This window comes from Legionella sp. 227 (assembly GCF_043161935.1).
In the GTDB taxonomy this organism is placed as follows: Bacteria; Pseudomonadota; Gammaproteobacteria; order Legionellales; family Legionellaceae; genus Legionella; species Legionella sheltonii.
The window spans coordinates 1,869,037-1,885,562 of sequence record NZ_CP171154.1 but is presented as its reverse complement, the minus strand read 5'-3'; the positions used below and the strand labels follow the sequence as shown (position 1 = coordinate 1,885,562).

Below are 16,526 nucleotides of genomic sequence, written 5' to 3'. Positions count from 1 at the left end.
ATAGAAGTAAGATTGAACGCTCAGGTTGAACCAAAAAGAGGATATAATATGCGTATCTTATTAATCAGTTTTCTATTTCTTTGTCATTGCATACATGCTGACACGATAAAGAACTACATGAATATTGCTGATAATATCCCTCAGATGGAAATTAAAGCAGACCCTCAAGCACAAGCCTGGGCGCGATCGGCCCGTCATGTTTTGACAATAACCTGCGAAAGCATTGCTGAAACAATGATTCAGGCAAATGAAATCGCAAAAAATCAAGGTAATCCTATTTTTTGCTTGCCACCAAGCGTACAACTGAATGCACCCACTCTTTGTGAACTGATTCAACAAACCTACAAAGAAATCTCAAGTCAGCAAAGTGATAAAGACTCCATGACCGTTTCACAAGTAGCCTGGTTAGGTGCGAGTAAACACTACCCATGTCAACAAAATACTGCAGCCAAAAATGAAATGCTTCACGTTTCTGCTGCGTTAGGTCAACCCTCAGCAGCACAACCACCAACAGAACAGCATTAGATGGAGGTCGGGCCTTGTCCCGACAAAAAACTCTTCGGCGATTATTTTAATCAAAATGAATTTTATGTCGGTTCAAGACCAGATCGAAGTTTGATTAATTCGTTTAATGGCTATTTACTGAACTCTTCAAAGGCTTCTAAAGCTTCTGCAGCATACATTAGAGATGGACCACCGCCCATGTATACAGCCATACCTAAAGTTTCTAAAAATTCTTCGCGAGTTGCTTGTAATTTGATTAAAGCTTGCGCATGAAATCCGATGCAACCATCACATTGCTTTGCAACAGCAAGAGCCATAGCAATTAATTCTTTAGTTTTTTTATCGAGTACACCGTCTTTAGTGGCTGCTTGCGCAAGAGCTGAAAATCCAGACATGACTTCCGGCATTTCCTTACGCATTTTAGCTAATTGAGTACTGATGTCTTTGGTGATGTGAGAAAATTTATCTGACATTGAGAAAGCTCCTTTTGTAACTACTCACTCTTGCTTACCTTCTTGCTTTTTGTTCAGAGGCAGTAAGTAAAGATTTATATAGAGTAATTGTATTAATAATTATGCCAAGCAGGCACTCTAATTTATCATGGGTGTAGGATATAAACTGTCTTTTATATCAAACTCACGTTAATTTACCGCATTACTTTGTTTAGAAAAAGGTTTTTGTAGAGTACATCTCAGGTGACTCAATAGTATTTGGAATAGCTTGCCTCGCTCTAGCACATTGTCGGGCCAGAACCCGATTTACGCCTGCTACACTTTGCTGTTAATTCTTTACATTATGGGTTCCTTAATTCATATATTAAATCAAACAATGTTACATATCAGCATCCGCTAAATCTCCTTTAATCAATCTGACTTGCCCATGTATTTTGAGCAATAGCTGTTCTTTAAATAAAAAATAAGCGATCACTTCCGCTTCAATGGCTAAATTATTCAGATTGACCCCTTTAGGATAATAGAGGGCAAATACTTCATTGCCTGCTTCCATGAGGTGTTTATACTCAATGTCATTTATTTTCATATTCTGCTTTTGCTCGATGACATGAGCAATATAATCATTACGGTTCATTATTACCCCATTAATGCATTGCTCATATTCAGGATGAAAAAATTGTTTTACTGTTGAAGCGACATCGAAATTGGGATCGTAAACAGACTCCCAAATACGTTTCAATAGATCGGAATAAGACATATTGGACTACCTTATTAAATGACTTTAATTATGAATAATAATTTTGTTATGTTGGCATCATAAACTGAATTAGATGTTAAGAAAAATTTATAAATGTCCCTTCTCAACGAAGCATACCTAACGACCGAACCATGCAAAATGGCATCACGAGAAAGCCTCTCCACAGCACTTGTTTTATTTGGGTTAATCGTATTTTAAGGAAAATCCTATAAAATAGGATGACCCATGGCAGCAAATGGCACGGATGATTTTGGGTTAGGGCTAGACGCAGCGAAGGTTGCTCATTCAATTATAAGGTATGAAACAATGAGAAAATTGGCTTTTATTATCATTTATTTTGCAGCCTTTAATGGAAAAGTTTTTGCGATCCCTACTGTCTATACCACCCAGACTTTCTATAAAATACTTGGAACCACGGAACAAGATTTGCGCAATCAGCTGAATAAGTTAGGGCCGTTTTTCTCAGATAAACGCTATGATGCAAAAACAACTTGGCAAATTAATTGGAACTATAAATGGCATTATGATAATCCCAGCAAAAATCCTTGCTATCTTACAGAAGTAAAGGTAACGGCTAATATTGTGACTGTCTTACCTGAATGGGAAGATAAAGAGCACGGCAGTGCTGAGAGCCAATTAAAATGGGAGAATTATCTTACTCATTTGAGTCAACATGAAGAGGGGCACGCAAATAATGGAAAAGAAGTGGCTACTGAGATAGAAAACGCCTTATTAGCCATCCCTCCAATGCTTTCTTGCGAGCAGTTGCAATCCACTATTGAAAATACAGCTCAAGGTATCGTGAAGCGACATAATATCTGGGATATAAATTATGATGCGACAACCCAACATGGTAAAACGCAGGGAGCTACCTTTCCCTAGAGATTTAACACAATTAAATACATTCATTCTCTCGAAAATTACATTTCAAATATAAAATATAGCAATTTATATCAAAATACTATATTCTCCATTTTTTTTGGAGAACAATATGGGTATAGTCAAAATTTCTGATGAATTACATGAAGCAACAAAACTGATGGCAAGAGCCATGAGTCGATCAATTAACTCTCAAGCAGAATATTGGATTCGAATAGGAAAGCTGGCAGAAGAAAATCCATCCATTACTTACTCTGAAATTCTCAAAATTTTAATCAATCAAGCATCATTAGGTGAGATACGCGATGTTAGTGAAGACGCCTGAAGAAATAGAAAAAATGCGGGTTGCCAGTAATCTAGCATCCTCTGTCCTTCAAATGATAGAAACTTATGTGGTTGCAGGGATCAGTACGAGTCAACTTGAGGAAATTTGCCGTCAATACATCATTAACGATTTGGAAGCAATTCCCTCAACATTAAACCACTATGGATTTCCTGCATGCATTTGCACCTCCATAAATCATGTGGTCTGTCATGGCATCCCTTCTGATAAAATACTTAAAAATGGCGATATCCTTAATATTGACGTTACAGTACAAAAAGACGGTTATATCGGTGATACCAGCAAAATGTTTCTCGTGGGTACTGTGAAACCTTTTGCTAAAAAATTAGTAGCGGTTGCCCAGGAGTGTCTCTATAAAGCGATTTCAATAGTCCGTCCAGGAACTCAGCTGGGTGATATAGGAAACATAATCCAAACGCATGCAGAACAACATGGATATTCAGTGGTGCGTGAATATGGTGGCCATGGAATTGGTCGTTCTATGTGGGAAGAACCAGAGGTCATGCATTTTGGCAAACCCAATACCGGATTACGATTACACGCAGGAATGACATTTACCATTGAACCAATGCTCAATTTAGGTCGTAAAGAAGTCAAAACGTTAGGCGATGGTTGGACGGTGGTCACCAAAGATCACAAATTATCCGCACAATGGGAACATACCATTTTAGTCACTGACAATGGATATGAGGTGCTTACCTTAAGACCAGAAGAGAGTTTGATTTAATAAACTACCCTCCCCTCTCCATCTTTGGGGGAGAGGGCTAGGGTGAGGGAGAAATGTAACCTAATATCTTCCTTAATCATGACGGCTATGCCGCTTATCCCGACAAAATACTTGCTAATCTGCAGCTTTTTTAACACATCGATTTCCGCAAGCAGTCGCGATACAGCTTTGACCGACACCACAATCATCGTCTTTGGTGCATTGTTCCCAGCATGATGTACAATTCTTTGGGCAATTAGCGGCCAGTTGTTTAGATGATTTAATAAGCATTGTATCTTCTGGAGACGAATAACCATTCATGTTAAGTCCAATAACCAGGAACAATAAAACATTTAACTGTATGCATTTCATTTTACGTCCCTTTAGGTTTACTGAGATAAGCAGCTGTCTCGAGTATTACTACAGCCTTGGATACAGGGTTGGTACTGCTCCTTGCAGTAGGACTCATCATTATGAGTAGTACACTGGTTATATTGAGTTTCACATGAGCTCATACAGTAATCGTATTTGGTATTGCACGATTGCTCATCTGCATAGCTTACATTCAACCAACCGAAAAACATGACGCTGATTAGTAAGACATGAAATTTTTTCATTTACTCATCTCCTTTCTATTGAGGATCGAAAAAATTGATCATGTATATTTACATGAGTCAAAGGACAAAAAACAATCCAACTGTCCATTTAACTAAGTTTAGCAGGAAACAACAATACGCAGTAAACAGGCACACAGCGTGTTACAATTGATTTCTAATCATCGGCAACTGTAATGCTTTGGTGATTAACTCGCTTCGGCTATAGCAGTTGAGTTTATTTTTAGCTGCATTAAGATGGTCTTCAACAGTTCTCGGGGAGAGATTTAATTGTTGACCAATTTGTTTTACTGTCATTCCTTGAACCAAATAATACAAGCATTTGATTTGCTTCGTTGTGAGCTGATTGTTAGAGTTTTGAGTCGACGAATGAGATAGATTATCGTGACCTGTAGTGCTTGGCTCGTGTATCGCCGTAAACAATGAGGTGTCAGAATCAATCAAAAACGAGATCCCCACTATGCCAATGATCTTGCCTTGTCGTGTATATAAGGGTGCCTTTCGACTCATGTAGTGCCGTAAAGGGCCATTATCGAACTGAACGGCTTCAATAAAGGTTTTCGCTTGATTCTGTTGGATAATCGTTGCATCATTTTTCATGAGGATGGGGGCTTGTTCTTTCCATAACAAATCAGTGTCCATTTTTCCCTTTATCTCTTCTGTTTGCATCTTGTTAACGCATAACATGGTATGGTTGCAGTCTAAATAGCGCCCTTTTTTATCTTTCACATAGACGTTCGCAAGAGTAGTATCTAAAATATTGTCCATACTGGCTGTTAAAGTAGATTCTGTACACATAAAGTGGGCTAGTTCACGCGTTATCATAATATATCGATAATAAATTCCTCGATTTATTATACAATGATGTTCAACTTATGTACAGAAATTCCCTCTTCCCCAAACAGGTAATGAGTCCTGTAGCTAAAAAACAAAGAGCTTAACCTTCTGAATCTGAACTATGAACAATGATGTACAAGGTATGCCCCATACCCCACATACAAACAAGACAGGTAAATAAAAATAGCATATGCACTATTGACGTATTACTAAAATAAAAGACTTGGAAAAAAATAGAAAAACACATTAAGAGTAATCCAGACAATACACCATATAATGATCTTAAACTCTCGACTGGCTTTCCAGCAAAAAAAGCCAGTAAAAAAACATATATTGAAATTGCAAATAAGATAGGATCCGATTTCTCTTTGACATCATAAATATATATATGCTCAAACAATAAAGTAGCTATGCCTAATAATACGGCGAATGAGAGAAATCTCACTAGCGCTTTACTCTGTTTTTTCATAGAAAAAAATTGCATCAATACATTCATTTGGTCAGTGTTTAATTTTTTTATTTTTATGTCTTATTATTTTGCTGGTAAGTTAAGAATTTTAACACCGTATTGATCACGGTGTTTGTAGATTATTCACACCAAGACCATAGCCATCACATGTAGAGTAGCTCCCCCTCTCCCTCAAGATAACTGTTGAAAGAGTTGGATGTCATTTCCGCAGGCGAAATCCCTCCCTCACTTGGGCTTAATCCACCTTGTGAATCGATTCCCTCCTTAGGAATGACATGAATTCAGAGCAAAATATACCATTAATATCGATAGTGATTATAAAAAATTCCTATACATCAACACGTTGAAGCTCCCTTAGGAACAAACTCATGCTTGCAAAATAAATGCTCCTGTTGAACTAATAAAAGCTATGTTATATTGCTTTTCATTTAACAGTTGTATCGTGACTCATAAATCCCCTTCCGAACCCTCTTATTTCAAAAGAAGCGTCCGATTTTTATTTGATTATTTTAAAAATTCAAAAAATAAGCGCAGGGCTTATTGGTTACTTTCTGGCAGTGTACTTAGTGTTTTAACGTTATCTGCTCTTGGTTTTATCCTGGGATGGTGGTGCTTCCCCTATATTTTTGCGGCCTTTATTGCTAAGGATTTAACTCTTTTTGCAATAGGAATAGGAGCTGGACTTTTGATTGCAGGAGGGATGGCTGGATTTAATTATTTGGCCAACCTACTTAAAAATATGTTGTATGTTGATTGGCGGTCTTGGTTAACAAAAAAAACAATCCATCAGTACTTAAAGAATAAAACGAATTATCTGGAAATTTCCAGAGTTTACAAAAATCTGGATAACCCGGAACAACGCATTCAAGAAGATATCGATAAAATTGTTGACTCATCCCTGGAGCTCACCTTGGGATTTATCGATAATTTCACTAATCTTGCAATTTACATCACACTCTTAGGGATAGCGGGCAGCTCCATATCGTTCATGCTCTTAGGTCCTGGCTACTTAATCTTAACGGCACTATTGATAGGAAGTATTTCCTCGCTGATTGGTTACTATATAAGCAATCACTTAAATAAATTGACCAATGAGGAGACTAAAGCACAGTCCAATTTGCGAGGAACGCTACACCAACTTAAGAATTCCTCTGAAGAAATTGCCATTGAACAGGCAGAGAAGTACTACAAAAATCGTCTTGAACATGAAGTGGATTCCTTAAATACAACAACCACAAACCGATTATCTATTGAAAATAGAGTCAAAACATTTAATGTATTCAATGGTATTTTTCAAGCAATTGTTCCATTCATGATTGCAATTCCTTTATACATCACCGATCTGATTAGTTTGGATGTTTTTTATTCTGTTGGCTACTACTTTTCCATGGTGGCTCGCTCACTCAACTGGTTTATTCAATCCTTTGAAGTAATTAATAAATTTAGAACAAGCCTGAATCGTGTTGATGAGTTACAAACCATTTTAAATACTGGGAATGAAGGCGAGTCAACACACAAAATTATGCATAAAATAGATCGAGATACTAAAAATCTCGAGGTAAAAAACTTGGAGCTTAAATTACATGGTCGTCCTGAATTGCTTATAAAGGGGCTTAATTTAAAATTCACTCCAGGCATACATACACTCATTCAAGCGCCTTCGGGCACAGGAAAAAGCAGTTTATTTAAAGCAATAGCAGGTACTTGGTTATCTGGTGAGGGTGAAATTTTTATTCCAAAAAGTCGGGAGTCGATTTATTTTTTACCCCAAAAGCCTACACTTCCTGATGATACGTTGAGAAATGTACTCGCTTATCCAGATGCATATTGTCCTTATTCAGATGAAACCTTAGCTAACGCTCTAAAAGCCGTGAACCTCGAAGGACTTGCCACTAAATTAGATGAAAAAATCGGCTTTAAATCTTTGGGTGAACAACAACGAATTGCCTTTGCTCGTGTCTTGTTAAGAAAACCAGAATGGCTGTTTTTGGATGAGGTCACCGCTTCTTTAGATGAGGACACAGAGGAACAAGTCTATCAATTGATCAAGAAAACGCTCCCGGAAACAACAATCATCAGTATCGCTCATCGCTCAACAGTCAAGCGTCATCATGATAATATTTTATTTTTTAGCACCAATGATGAAAAAGAGGTGCAGGTAAAAGAAAGTAGGATTTTTGATGGGTACGCAAAGAATGTAGGCGCCCCGTTCGGCAAATAGCAACTGTCTTGAATTAACAAATCACTTCAAGACAGTCACTGTGCTAGTTTTTCATTCAGTTAGAGTGTGTTGTTTAATATCATTACAGCTGGCTCTTTTTGAACTCGTTTCGGGGCTCTGAAAAACCCATAATTTAAAAGATTTGTTTGTACATATGCTGGAGGTCGACTGTGTTCTGTTTTCTGTGCCTCTCCAGACACTAAAGGGAGATCAACGAGTAGATTGTCGGGTTTATCAAGATCGAGCTCTTTACCCGATGAGAGTAAGGAATCCAAGCTCATAAGCTTATCCAAAATAGGAAGTTCTTCATTTTCCGCTCCATACAATCGATTCGAGTCCAGATTATCCTGCTCCCCCTGTTTGAACTCCGCCCAAAATTCTTCACTATAGAAAGAATCAGGATGCTCCGCAGTTTGAGTCACCTCAGAAAGCTCCAATTCATCGAAGCACTCTCCTGAACTTGCTTGTCCTTCTGTACTCAAAAGCGCACTGTCTTCATCATCAGAGTCTTCAAATACAAGCGGCTCCACAATTTTATCTAAAGCCTCCCCTTTTGAAAAACCGACAATGGAAATACGGTGCCAACTGGAATTGGTGACTCCATTAGTAGGAACTAATTTTGTGTTGCAATGAACATACTTATCGAAGTCCCATAACAATAAATCGCCCTCGTTCAAATCAAAATAGATGCCTTCAAAATAGGATTGAGGGTCGCTGGAGGAAAAACCGCATACACTTGGAAAGAATGTGTATGAGCCCTCATAAGTTCGCAGAGTATTATCCTGACTCTTGGATGGATAGATAACAAATAAAGGACTTAATCCATAGAGGGGAAACTGATTGTGATCGACATGTGCCGTGGTTTGTTTATCATAATTTGCCTCAGCAGCCAAAAGATACTTTGAACCATTTAGCGTAAAGCTGGATGCATACCCCATTACCTGGCAACGTCTTGCGTATTCAAGAGGTGCACAATCCGCATAGATTGTTTCAGCCGTAGCAATAAGTGGTGCAAGCCCTTCTTCGATTCCAAATTTTTTCTCTGAAAATTGGGTAGGTCTTATCCGATGCAGTTTTATTCCTAGTATCCCGAATGGAGCTGAGCGGATATTTCGACTAGCTCCACTCTTTGGTTTGTTTGCTTCCTCTGCAGATACAGCCCCCATTCTATTTAATTGCCTTGAGGTTACCGAAGCTAACTCATGACGCAATCGATCCGATATCATATCGGGTTTAATTGCGCCAATACGGTATATACCAATCAGCTTGCCTTTGGCATCATAAAAATTAGTATCCTGAACAATTTTTAGCGAGGTAGAAAAAGGTTCATCAAAAACATCATTCATTTGAATTTTTTTATTTAGGTTCTCAAACAGAGTTATTTTGGGAATCATACTCTCATCGGACATATGATCTTGAGGAGCCTCAACAGGAGTTTCAACCTGAGCCATAGGGGTTCGCATAACAATATTCTTAAAAGGTTTTTTTCGCTTAATGAGATCGTAACTGACGTTAATCGCTGTTTTTATTTTTTTTATTTCGTTTTCGCTTAAATCAAAATCTAGTTCATCCAGATGATACATGAGTATTTGACCAAGTTGATCTCCAGACTTGCGTTGTAGATAGATGCTATACATCAAATGATGTTGGTATAAATAAATTAAATTCTGAGCAGCTAAAGAGGGATTTATCTCTATATTAGGGATAATTTCATCGGCTACGTATTGACGTCTTTTTATTTCATCTTGATATAACGCTGATCGTTGCAGACTATTATTACTTTTTTTTACAGTGAACGGGAATGTAATGTGATGGGAATAGATAAATTTCGTTCTAAGTAGCTCTGGAAACCCTCTTTTTATTTCATCGCTAAGGTCATCACGTTGTCCTATAGACGATATGTGCTGCATGGAAAGCCGACTGTTATACTCTTGATTTTTTCGTAGCATTTCCGACTGCACCAGTTCGTAGATTCTCGGATCAAATTCAGCCTGTTGCTCAATAAATTTATTTAAATCAGGTGAAATTAATTTTCTTATCATTGAACCTTTTTTTGAGGATGCTTTGGTTGGAGTACTTGCCTCCTTTTCCTTGCCTTTTGCAAGAGAAGATGTCTCTGAAGAAGAATCCGATTTCAATTTTTTTGCTGGGGGAGGAGTCGCTTGTTGGGCAGAAGCGGTTTGCTGCGGAGAAGACACGTAGGCTCTTTTTTTAGTCATAGTAGTACTGCTACTTTGGGCTTGATCGAATTTTTGTTCCATAGGAAAACCTCATTTTATTATTATTTTTAAAAGAAAAGAATGGAATTCTAATCAGGCACAGTATCGCGAAAATGGATAAAAATGTCGAACATATTTTGCGCTATCCGCTATAAAATATGCACATATGGTTCAATCTAGCCAGTTGTCCACACCTTCTTACGGACACTATTGTGACACTGGATACTAAGGAATCTGGGATTGGAGCAAACCAACTACCATGGGGGTAATTGGTTTTTTACTCGTTTGGGTATAGAGGTTTAAACTTGGTTTACCTTTGTCTTGCTACTTATCCTAAACTAAAGAATATTACAAGAGCTCCTGCTATGCTCCAGTTCCTGTAGTCTAATTTCCTCTCTAGCATTCTCAACTAATAGAAGACGAGCGGCGTTATTAATATGCATTTGCGCTTTTGTAAAAAAGTCATGCACGTTTCTTAAGGCCTCTATCGTATGATGATTTTTCAAGTAGGCAATCTTATCAGGTAACTCTTTGCAAATATCTTGTGTTTTTTTTACGGTCACTTCGTTCAATGTTTCTAAAGTAACAACAAACTCTCGCATTGACTCTAATATCTCATTAAACTGCGGCTCATATTGACTGTTGTCAAATTTTTTAACGTTTTGAAAATTTTTTTCTGACTTACCTTCATTTTCATCATTCAACATTTGAACGGTTAGACTATGTAGCTTCTGTTTAATTGCCTCCAAGGCTTTAATTGTTATTTCTTTTTCTTCAATAATATAATTCTGGACCGGTTGAACAAGAGGGTTTACACTGACTGGATGAACCAATTTCTTTGTAAAAAACTTGGGCATAGTATCTATCCTTTTTTAACTAATGGCGGTGGCATTATATTAGTAATCATTTGATTTAAAAAGACTTTAATTGTTTTCCCCGGCACAAAAATTATTTGAGTAAGGTTATGGATTTTTGTTAAATTAACAGTGCATAAGGTTGTAATCGGCAAGTAAACTAGAACTTTAAAAAAAAGATCTATGGGTAATATCGTAGTTCGATTTTATTGTGTTCCGGATCCAAAATATAAAGCGAAATGCCTTGTCCATGTGCCCCCCAGCGTGCCACGGGACCTTCCTCAATCGCGATACCATGAGATTTGATTCTTTGATACCGCTTGTCCCAGTCATGTTTATCAAAGGAAAGACAAAAATGATTTAAATGATTTGCACGCTCATCTTGCTCAGAGGTCGTCACTTCTTTGGGGAAAAGATCAATAATCGTATCTTCGTTAATACGAACTGATGGAAAAGAGATTTTGCCTGCACGGAACTCCTCTACTCGCTCTGGATGTAACCCCAAAATCTCCTCGTAGAAGACGAGCATTATGTCAATATTTTTTACATTAAGTACAAAATGATCCATTTCAACTTGAGACATAGTTCCCTCAATATTTAAGAATTATTTCTTTCTATTATAGAGTCTAGTTAATTTTTTTATTAATGAGGTTGTTGAGGCTGGATATTGGCGAGAAATTAATGAGCTCGCCATACTTTAAAACTGAGAACCACTACGGGGTGTTTTTTTGTTGCGGTTGTAATGCGGACATCAGATTTTCCTGATAAGCACTAATAAGACTTGATAAACGTTGCTTTTCTTCGTGCGCACTCTTGGGTGATATAGAACCTTCTCTCAATTGGCGCTCTACCAACTCACTTTGCGCATTTAAATTTTGAATGACTTTCTGTAAATCTTGAGCGGTAATATCAGGATATTGTTGTTTAAAAAACATCTTGGTCTCTTATTTTGGCACAATGTTCACATAGTACCTTCTGCACTTTCTAAGATCAATTGATATTTAATAAGGAGCGTTTCAAAATTCCTCACCCGCCCTAACCAGCGTCCTAGAAGAGAAGAAAAACTGGTAGATGTAGCTTATTTTTCCTCCGAAGTCGATGCATCAGCTGTATGAACTCGATAGATCCGAAGGAGTATAATCTTTAGAAAGTGCTTCTTGCAGTTGCTTTTTGTAATGATGCGTAGGAGTCTCTCCGGTTGATGTTGTTGCACTTATTTTAGGCCGGAAAATTGCGAGTTCTTCATGGAGCATTATTTTTTTATCCTGCATGTTTTTTCGATCGATAATCGCGGTTTTTGAATTAAGTACTCGTTCGGCTTCATCCTTATCTTCAGGCAAAATAACAGGAAATTGACTCACTGTATCCAGATAACTCTTAAGTGCTTTGGGTGCTTGTCCGTGATTGATGTACTCATCAGCGATTAAAGCATAAGCCCAGAAATCTCTAAGACTAAAACTGAGTTGATGTTTATTTTCTTGGAGTATTTCATTCATCTTTGCAAAATCACCGTGGCGTGCATAAGCAAGCATGCGTTCAGGAACTGATAATGCTTGGGATATTTTAAATAAATCGTCCGCATCTATCTTGACATCATGCACAACAGGCTCTAAACCAAGTTTCAGCGCACAGGCATTAACAGCCCTAATGTTTGCCGGTGAAAAATACGCATGGGTGAAATTATAAAAATCATTTTTGACTTCCTTTCCAGCATGAAATGCATCAAACAATTCGTTCGTGTATTTTCCAGTATCATGCTTGATCGCGCTTCCTATTTTAAATTGCCAATCACCCGATTCGTCTTTATAAAATAAAATGTTTTCATATCCCATTGCATCCAGGATGATATTGGTTTTTTGATAAAAATCTCGATAGTGGTTGATAAATTCAATCATTACCTCTCTGAGCTTGGGATCGCTATCTAAGCGCTGCAAAATGGCACCGATTCGTGGATCCATGATCGCATACTCTTTAAGATCAATAGGGGATTCAGAACCATCTTTATGAATCAGTACTTTATTTAATTGATGAAACAATGCGTTATTGCGTTCCATTAAGTAAGGGTCAAGCTCTGCAGGTTCTATTTTAAAATCAAACTTTACTTTGGATTGGAAGCATTTTTCGTAGGGAACAATCGATAAGGCTGCTTCTTGAGGCGCTTTACCAGGAAGTTTCACTAGCCGTGTACTATGTTGCTCCCGAATGCATCGTTGCTTCCCATCTTTATCAAAGCTGTCGTATAAAACAGCATATTTTTTCTCTAATTCTTCAAGCTCATCTGGATTGGGTTTTTGTTTCATTAACTTAATCACAAAAGGCGCATCTGGAAAACGATAAAGCACATGAGTTCCCCCTTCAGCAATACGCGCAGCTTGACTCAAATCAATCGCACCCGATTGGGTTTTTGGGGTCGAATCAATAAATTTGACTACTTCGGTTTCTTTAGTTAAAGGTATTTCAATCAATTCTTGCATCTTAATTCTTATTTAATTTTGGGTAAGCTCTATTATATTTTGATCAAAATATGAGTCTTGCGGATTGTTCAATAAATTTACACATTATTTGCAGTTGATGTCTTTATTCCCCATCAACCACAACGTAGCGAGGGATCTCCTTGCGGCAGTATCGGGTTAATGGGAGATCTCTCGCATCGTTTGGGATATCAGAACCCTTTAAAGCTTAATGCTTAATACGTCCGTTGGATTTTCCATATATTGCCCTTCGCAAATTACCTTTGCTCCGAGTTTTATGTACATATTGTTTAGTTTAGGATTTAAAGTATCTAGGTAAATTAAATCAGCACCCGATTCAATAGCCAAAGCCTTTGCCTGATTTAAAAGTTGTCGCGCAAAACCTAAACCTCTAAATTGCTCTTCCACAAAGATATAATCAAAATAAATGGCTTTTAAACCTGTATCCTGGGTAATTTTGTCATCCCCTACATCATCCTGAAAAGGAAAAAATCTTTTTTCGAATAGACCAAACATGGCAACAGGTAGTCCATGAAACGTTGCAACATAAATCTGCTCCTGTTTTTTATGAATATCTCGTTGATAATATTTCTTATCACTTTGATGCAAATATCCCCAGGCTTTCTTGGCCCATGATGCCGTAAGCTTTATATGTGCCTCTTTATCTTCCTTGAATTGGGATAGTTGTTTAAATTCAAGCGTGTGTCTTTTCCCTGCTGCGGTAAAAAATATCATTTTAACTCCTTTAAACTTATTAAATTTTTATTTTGTTAGGGGTAGTATGCAATTCGCTCGTCGAGACAAGATGGCGTACTTTAAGCACCGAAACGCCACCTATAATCCACTCGTCATCTAGAACGTGACAAAGAGTGGCTTATGCGTATTGGCGTGCAAAATTACACTGCAAGATAGTACGATTTGTAAAAAGACCCTATTTTTTCAAAGTATTTTCAGGGGTATTTGCGGACCAATGACTCAAATGTTATTGAGTCCAATCAAAAAGTTTTTGCCCCACAGCCATTCCAACTGCAACTCGTGCTGTTCCCCAACCAATTCTGAATTTTTGTTGAAAAAAACTCAACTGACTTAAAAGCGGTTTCTCTGTTTTTTTTGATTCATGCCATAACGGAGTTAACACTTGATATGCTGAGAGTGATTTGCGGGTCGGTGAGGTTGCATATTGCATATTGCGAACGTAATTAAAGGGACTTGATGCAATAGTAGCCAATCCAGCAGCACTCGCATTACCAAGAAATTCACGATAAGCTTGCTTTGCGCGAGGTTCTTGAGTCTCCGGTTTTTTGGCATTACTTTTCATCAAACCTCGTAACATTTCATACGTACTGCCAAAAACCATTTTGTTTATAATTTAGCTTTGGATCACCCTCATCTGTTTGTTCTTTCAAACTTTTTCCTACCATATCGAATGCCCCATAATTGAATGCTCCAAAACATTATTGCCCCTCATCATGTGAATTGATTTGAAATTTTAAGAATACGACTTATTCAAAATAGAAGTGATTCTATGAGAACAACTGCACTAGTGCATTGAAATTTATAAGAAACTCTCCCTGAAGAAAAAAAGCAACAGGTCACGGCCTCTATTGGGGTGGGTAGTGAATAATATCATGGATGCGCGATAGTTCATTGGTTGGATTCCGGTAGCCATGCGATTGATTGGCATTAAAACGAAGTCCTTCTCCTTTGGAAAGTGTTTTCCAGCGTCCGCCTAACAAAATCTCAATAGTTCCATCCACAACAATGACATGCTCAATAACTCCATGTTTATGAGGAGGTGAAAGATGCTCACATCCGGGCAATAAGTCAATAACAAACAATTCAAAATGTAGCTGCTCATCAAATGGAAACAGGGGAAGTACTCGTATTTTTTGCTCATCTGGATGCAAGATTTCGGCGTCCCCAGTTCTATAAACGGGATTGGTTGAATTATCGAGGCTATCTTCAATAAACGAGGAAAAGGAGGTTTGAAATCCACTCGCAATTTTCCACAAGGTAGCAATCGTTGGGCTTGATTCTTCTCGCTCAATTTGCCCAAGCATCGCTTTAGAAACACCGGTTTCAATCGCTGTTTTATCTAAACTCCAACCTCGCTCCTGTCTTAATGATTTTAATGTTTTTGCAATACGTTTTGAAATTTCTTGCATTATGTCCCTTATAAAAAAAGCTTGTGCGTTTTAGCGCACGAGTATATACTGCATTATTATGCGTTATAACGCACAAATTGTGAAGTAGATTGAGGAGGACGGTATGGTTGAACAACCTTTTAAAAACAAACTGGTTGCTGTGCTTAATAAGCGTATTGAGCCAGGAAAAGTGATGAATGCACTTGCTCATATGTGTATTGGTTTAGGTGCAATGATTGGTGAAAAAGAACTGCGTTTAACTGATTATCGAGATGCAGATGGAGGCTCTCACCCGTATATTTCAGAAATACCTTTTATTATTCTTTGTGAGAACTCCAATAAAATTAGAGCCTTACGCCAGAATGCTTTAGCAAAAAATGTTCTTTTTAATGATTTTACTGATACCATGACTGTTGGCACCTATCAGGAGCAAATTGAAAGGACGGCACAGATTAAAGATAACGATCTGATTTACTACGGCATTGTTTTGTTTGGAGATTGGGACGTGGTGACAGAACTCACGCGAAAGTGTTCTTTGTGGCGATGATAGGTTGGTAATCATGATGAATAAAGATAAAAAATTAAGTAAAAGCGCGCAAATCATACAAGATTTTTTATCTCAAAAGGGGATATCGTGTGCGGTTAAGGAGCTTGACTCGAGCACACGCACGGCAAAGGATGCCGCTGATACTTTAGGATGTGGTGTTGCACAAATTGTAAAGTCACTCTTGTTTCGTACTGAAAAAACCTACAAGCCGGTATTGGTCTTAGCAAGTGGTGTTAATCGTGTGAATGAAGTCCTTATCGAGAGTCTCATCAATGAACCTATTGGGAAAGCTGATGCAGATTTTACACGAGAGGTAACTGGTTTTGCGATTGGTGGAGTCCCGCCAGTTGGGCATAAACAGATTATTAATACTGTTCTTATCGATGAAGATTTGTTATGCCATAACGTCCTCTGGGCAGCAGCAGGAACGCCCAATGCAGTGTTTTCATTATCCCCTGACGCACTAAAACAGTTAACAAATGGGATAGTGGTCAAGGTTAGAGCATAAA

General features: G+C 37.9%; 21 protein-coding genes. 7 read left to right on the top strand and 14 right to left on the bottom strand.

Translation table 11 applies throughout. The features are described 5' to 3' along the window. The first annotated feature begins 48 nt into the window (after positions 1 to 48). Entirely contained in the window at positions 49 to 525 is a 477-nt protein-coding gene (locus ACF8MK_RS08055) for a phosphatase (RefSeq protein ID WP_265703300.1), read from the top strand. 110 nt (positions 526 to 635) lie between these two features. Here the strand turns inward: ACF8MK_RS08055 and ACF8MK_RS08050 are convergent, their stop codons facing one another. Next, positions 636 to 977, bottom strand: coding sequence for a carboxymuconolactone decarboxylase family protein (locus ACF8MK_RS08050; protein WP_028380892.1), 342 nt, complete (start codon positions 975 to 977; stop codon positions 636 to 638). Between the two features lie 358 nt (positions 978 to 1,335). Continuing rightward, positions 1,336 to 1,713: a hypothetical protein gene (locus ACF8MK_RS08045; protein WP_392538865.1), complete on the bottom strand. Its 378-nt coding sequence runs from the start codon at positions 1,711 to 1,713 to the stop codon at positions 1,336 to 1,338. Between the two features lie 225 nt (positions 1,714 to 1,938). Here ACF8MK_RS08045 and ACF8MK_RS08040 point away from each other — a divergent pair, with 225 nt between their 5' ends. From ACF8MK_RS08040 to map, 3 genes are all read left to right on the top strand, one after another. After that, a complete protein-coding gene (locus ACF8MK_RS08040) occupies positions 1,939 to 2,595 on the top strand; it encodes a DUF922 domain-containing Zn-dependent protease (protein ID WP_392538864.1) in 657 nt (218 codons plus the stop codon). 109 nt (positions 2,596 to 2,704) lie between these two features. Next, the gene (locus tag ACF8MK_RS08035) at positions 2,705 to 2,917 is read left to right on the top strand and encodes a ParD-like family protein (RefSeq protein WP_265703297.1); all 213 of its coding nucleotides are present in this window, start codon (positions 2,705 to 2,707) and stop codon (positions 2,915 to 2,917) included. Further along, entirely contained in the window at positions 2,898 to 3,662 is a 765-nt protein-coding gene (map, locus tag ACF8MK_RS08030; protein ID WP_392538863.1) for a type I methionyl aminopeptidase, read from the top strand. The genes ACF8MK_RS08035 and map overlap by 20 nt, the downstream gene beginning before the upstream one ends. A gap of 114 nt (positions 3,663 to 3,776) precedes the next feature. Here the strand turns inward: map and ACF8MK_RS08025 are convergent, their stop codons facing one another. From ACF8MK_RS08025 to ACF8MK_RS08010, 4 genes are all read right to left on the bottom strand, one after another. Next, positions 3,777 to 4,013 (bottom strand): hypothetical protein, encoded by a 237-nt coding sequence (locus tag ACF8MK_RS08025; RefSeq protein WP_392538862.1) that lies wholly within the window; start codon positions 4,011 to 4,013, stop codon positions 3,777 to 3,779. A 17-nt stretch (positions 4,014 to 4,030) separates the two neighbouring features. Then, positions 4,031 to 4,258: a hypothetical protein gene (locus ACF8MK_RS08020; RefSeq protein ID WP_392538861.1), complete on the bottom strand. Its 228-nt coding sequence runs from the start codon at positions 4,256 to 4,258 to the stop codon at positions 4,031 to 4,033. Positions 4,259 to 4,399: 141 nt separating this feature from the next. Beyond that, on the bottom strand, positions 4,400 to 5,080 hold the full coding sequence (locus ACF8MK_RS08015; protein ID WP_392538860.1) for a LuxR C-terminal-related transcriptional regulator: 681 nt from the start codon (positions 5,078 to 5,080) through the stop codon (positions 4,400 to 4,402). A 112-nt stretch (positions 5,081 to 5,192) separates the two neighbouring features. After that, a complete protein-coding gene (locus tag ACF8MK_RS08010; protein ID WP_392538859.1) occupies positions 5,193 to 5,561 on the bottom strand; it encodes a hypothetical protein in 369 nt (122 codons plus the stop codon). Positions 5,562 to 6,003: 442 nt separating this feature from the next. Here ACF8MK_RS08010 and ACF8MK_RS08005 point away from each other — a divergent pair, with 442 nt between their 5' ends. Next, positions 6,004 to 7,782 (top strand): ABC transporter ATP-binding protein/permease, encoded by a 1,779-nt coding sequence (locus ACF8MK_RS08005; RefSeq protein ID WP_392538858.1) that lies wholly within the window; start codon positions 6,004 to 6,006, stop codon positions 7,780 to 7,782. A 59-nt stretch (positions 7,783 to 7,841) separates the two neighbouring features. On the opposite strand, the gene ACF8MK_RS08000 is transcribed toward ACF8MK_RS08005, so the two are convergent. The 8 genes from ACF8MK_RS08000 to ACF8MK_RS07965 all read right to left on the bottom strand — a co-directional run bounded on the left by ACF8MK_RS08000 (position 7,842) and on the right by ACF8MK_RS07965 (position 15,491). After that, positions 7,842 to 10,043, bottom strand: a complete 2,202-nt coding sequence (locus ACF8MK_RS08000; protein WP_392538857.1) for a hypothetical protein — start codon at positions 10,041 to 10,043, stop codon at positions 7,842 to 7,844. A 296-nt stretch (positions 10,044 to 10,339) separates the two neighbouring features. Next, positions 10,340 to 10,858 carry a hypothetical protein gene (locus ACF8MK_RS07995; protein WP_265703258.1) on the bottom strand — a complete coding sequence of 173 codons (519 nt, stop codon included), beginning with the start codon at positions 10,856 to 10,858 and terminating at the stop codon, positions 10,340 to 10,342. Between the two features lie 178 nt (positions 10,859 to 11,036). Beyond that, positions 11,037 to 11,438 (bottom strand): VOC family protein, encoded by a 402-nt coding sequence (locus ACF8MK_RS07990; protein WP_392538856.1) that lies wholly within the window; start codon positions 11,436 to 11,438, stop codon positions 11,037 to 11,039. A gap of 130 nt (positions 11,439 to 11,568) precedes the next feature. Continuing rightward, positions 11,569 to 11,790, bottom strand: coding sequence for a hypothetical protein (locus ACF8MK_RS07985; RefSeq protein WP_392538855.1), 222 nt, complete (start codon positions 11,788 to 11,790; stop codon positions 11,569 to 11,571). A gap of 168 nt (positions 11,791 to 11,958) precedes the next feature. Further along, positions 11,959 to 13,329: a hypothetical protein gene (locus ACF8MK_RS07980; RefSeq protein ID WP_392538854.1), complete on the bottom strand. Its 1,371-nt coding sequence runs from the start codon at positions 13,327 to 13,329 to the stop codon at positions 11,959 to 11,961. A gap of 198 nt (positions 13,330 to 13,527) precedes the next feature. Further along, a complete protein-coding gene (locus tag ACF8MK_RS07975) occupies positions 13,528 to 14,061 on the bottom strand; it encodes a GNAT family N-acetyltransferase (protein ID WP_392538853.1) in 534 nt (177 codons plus the stop codon). A gap of 247 nt (positions 14,062 to 14,308) precedes the next feature. After that, the gene (locus ACF8MK_RS07970) at positions 14,309 to 14,644 is read right to left on the bottom strand and encodes a hypothetical protein (RefSeq protein ID WP_392538852.1); all 336 of its coding nucleotides are present in this window, start codon (positions 14,642 to 14,644) and stop codon (positions 14,309 to 14,311) included. A gap of 283 nt (positions 14,645 to 14,927) precedes the next feature. After that, positions 14,928 to 15,491, bottom strand: coding sequence for a helix-turn-helix domain-containing protein (locus ACF8MK_RS07965; protein ID WP_392538851.1), 564 nt, complete (start codon positions 15,489 to 15,491; stop codon positions 14,928 to 14,930). A gap of 103 nt (positions 15,492 to 15,594) precedes the next feature. Here ACF8MK_RS07965 and ACF8MK_RS07960 point away from each other — a divergent pair, with 103 nt between their 5' ends. Both ACF8MK_RS07960 and ACF8MK_RS07955 read left to right on the top strand, forming a co-directional pair. Continuing rightward, positions 15,595 to 16,017, top strand: a complete 423-nt coding sequence (locus ACF8MK_RS07960) for a DUF2000 domain-containing protein (protein WP_392538850.1) — start codon at positions 15,595 to 15,597, stop codon at positions 16,015 to 16,017. Between the two features lie 16 nt (positions 16,018 to 16,033). Further along, positions 16,034 to 16,525 carry a YbaK/EbsC family protein gene (locus ACF8MK_RS07955; protein WP_392538936.1) on the top strand — a complete coding sequence of 164 codons (492 nt, stop codon included), beginning with the start codon at positions 16,034 to 16,036 and terminating at the stop codon, positions 16,523 to 16,525. Position 16,526: the final 1 nt, after the last annotated feature.

What these genes read in the sequence shown, in the direction of transcription:
- map (WP_392538863.1), top strand. Translation starts at nt 2,898, where the DNA reads ATGTTAGTGAAGACGCCTGAAGAAATAGAAAAAATGCGGGTTGCCAGT.
- ACF8MK_RS08055 (WP_265703300.1), top strand. Translation starts at nt 49, where the DNA reads ATGCGTATCTTATTAATCAGTTTTCTATTTCTTTGTCATTGCATACAT.
- ACF8MK_RS07970 (WP_392538852.1), bottom strand. Translation starts at nt 14,644, where the DNA reads ATGAAAAGTAATGCCAAAAAACCGGAGACTCAAGAACCTCGCGCAAAG.
- ACF8MK_RS07960 (WP_392538850.1), top strand. Translation starts at nt 15,595, where the DNA reads ATGGTTGAACAACCTTTTAAAAACAAACTGGTTGCTGTGCTTAATAAG.
- ACF8MK_RS07985 (WP_392538855.1), bottom strand. Translation starts at nt 11,790, where the DNA reads ATGTTTTTTAAACAACAATATCCTGATATTACCGCTCAAGATTTACAG.
- ACF8MK_RS07955 (WP_392538936.1), top strand. Translation starts at nt 16,034, where the DNA reads ATGAATAAAGATAAAAAATTAAGTAAAAGCGCGCAAATCATACAAGAT.
- ACF8MK_RS07965 (WP_392538851.1), bottom strand. Translation starts at nt 15,491, where the DNA reads ATGCAAGAAATTTCAAAACGTATTGCAAAAACATTAAAATCATTAAGA.
- ACF8MK_RS08000 (WP_392538857.1), bottom strand. Translation starts at nt 10,043, where the DNA reads ATGGAACAAAAATTCGATCAAGCCCAAAGTAGCAGTACTACTATGACT.
- ACF8MK_RS07990 (WP_392538856.1), bottom strand. Translation starts at nt 11,438, where the DNA reads ATGTCTCAAGTTGAAATGGATCATTTTGTACTTAATGTAAAAAATATT.
- ACF8MK_RS08045 (WP_392538865.1), bottom strand. Translation starts at nt 1,713, where the DNA reads ATGTCTTATTCCGATCTATTGAAACGTATTTGGGAGTCTGTTTACGAT.
- ACF8MK_RS07975 (WP_392538853.1), bottom strand. Translation starts at nt 14,061, where the DNA reads ATGATATTTTTTACCGCAGCAGGGAAAAGACACACGCTTGAATTTAAA.
- ACF8MK_RS08050 (WP_028380892.1), bottom strand. Translation starts at nt 977, where the DNA reads ATGTCAGATAAATTTTCTCACATCACCAAAGACATCAGTACTCAATTA.
- ACF8MK_RS08020 (WP_392538861.1), bottom strand. Translation starts at nt 4,258, where the DNA reads ATGAAAAAATTTCATGTCTTACTAATCAGCGTCATGTTTTTCGGTTGG.
- ACF8MK_RS08040 (WP_392538864.1), top strand. Translation starts at nt 1,939, where the DNA reads ATGGCAGCAAATGGCACGGATGATTTTGGGTTAGGGCTAGACGCAGCG.
- ACF8MK_RS07980 (WP_392538854.1), bottom strand. Translation starts at nt 13,329, where the DNA reads ATGCAAGAATTGATTGAAATACCTTTAACTAAAGAAACCGAAGTAGTC.
- ACF8MK_RS08010 (WP_392538859.1), bottom strand. Translation starts at nt 5,561, where the DNA reads ATGAAAAAACAGAGTAAAGCGCTAGTGAGATTTCTCTCATTCGCCGTA.
- ACF8MK_RS07995 (WP_265703258.1), bottom strand. Translation starts at nt 10,858, where the DNA reads ATGCCCAAGTTTTTTACAAAGAAATTGGTTCATCCAGTCAGTGTAAAC.
- ACF8MK_RS08025 (WP_392538862.1), bottom strand. Translation starts at nt 4,013, where the DNA reads ATGAAATGCATACAGTTAAATGTTTTATTGTTCCTGGTTATTGGACTT.
- ACF8MK_RS08015 (WP_392538860.1), bottom strand. Translation starts at nt 5,080, where the DNA reads ATGATAACGCGTGAACTAGCCCACTTTATGTGTACAGAATCTACTTTA.
- ACF8MK_RS08035 (WP_265703297.1), top strand. Translation starts at nt 2,705, where the DNA reads ATGGGTATAGTCAAAATTTCTGATGAATTACATGAAGCAACAAAACTG.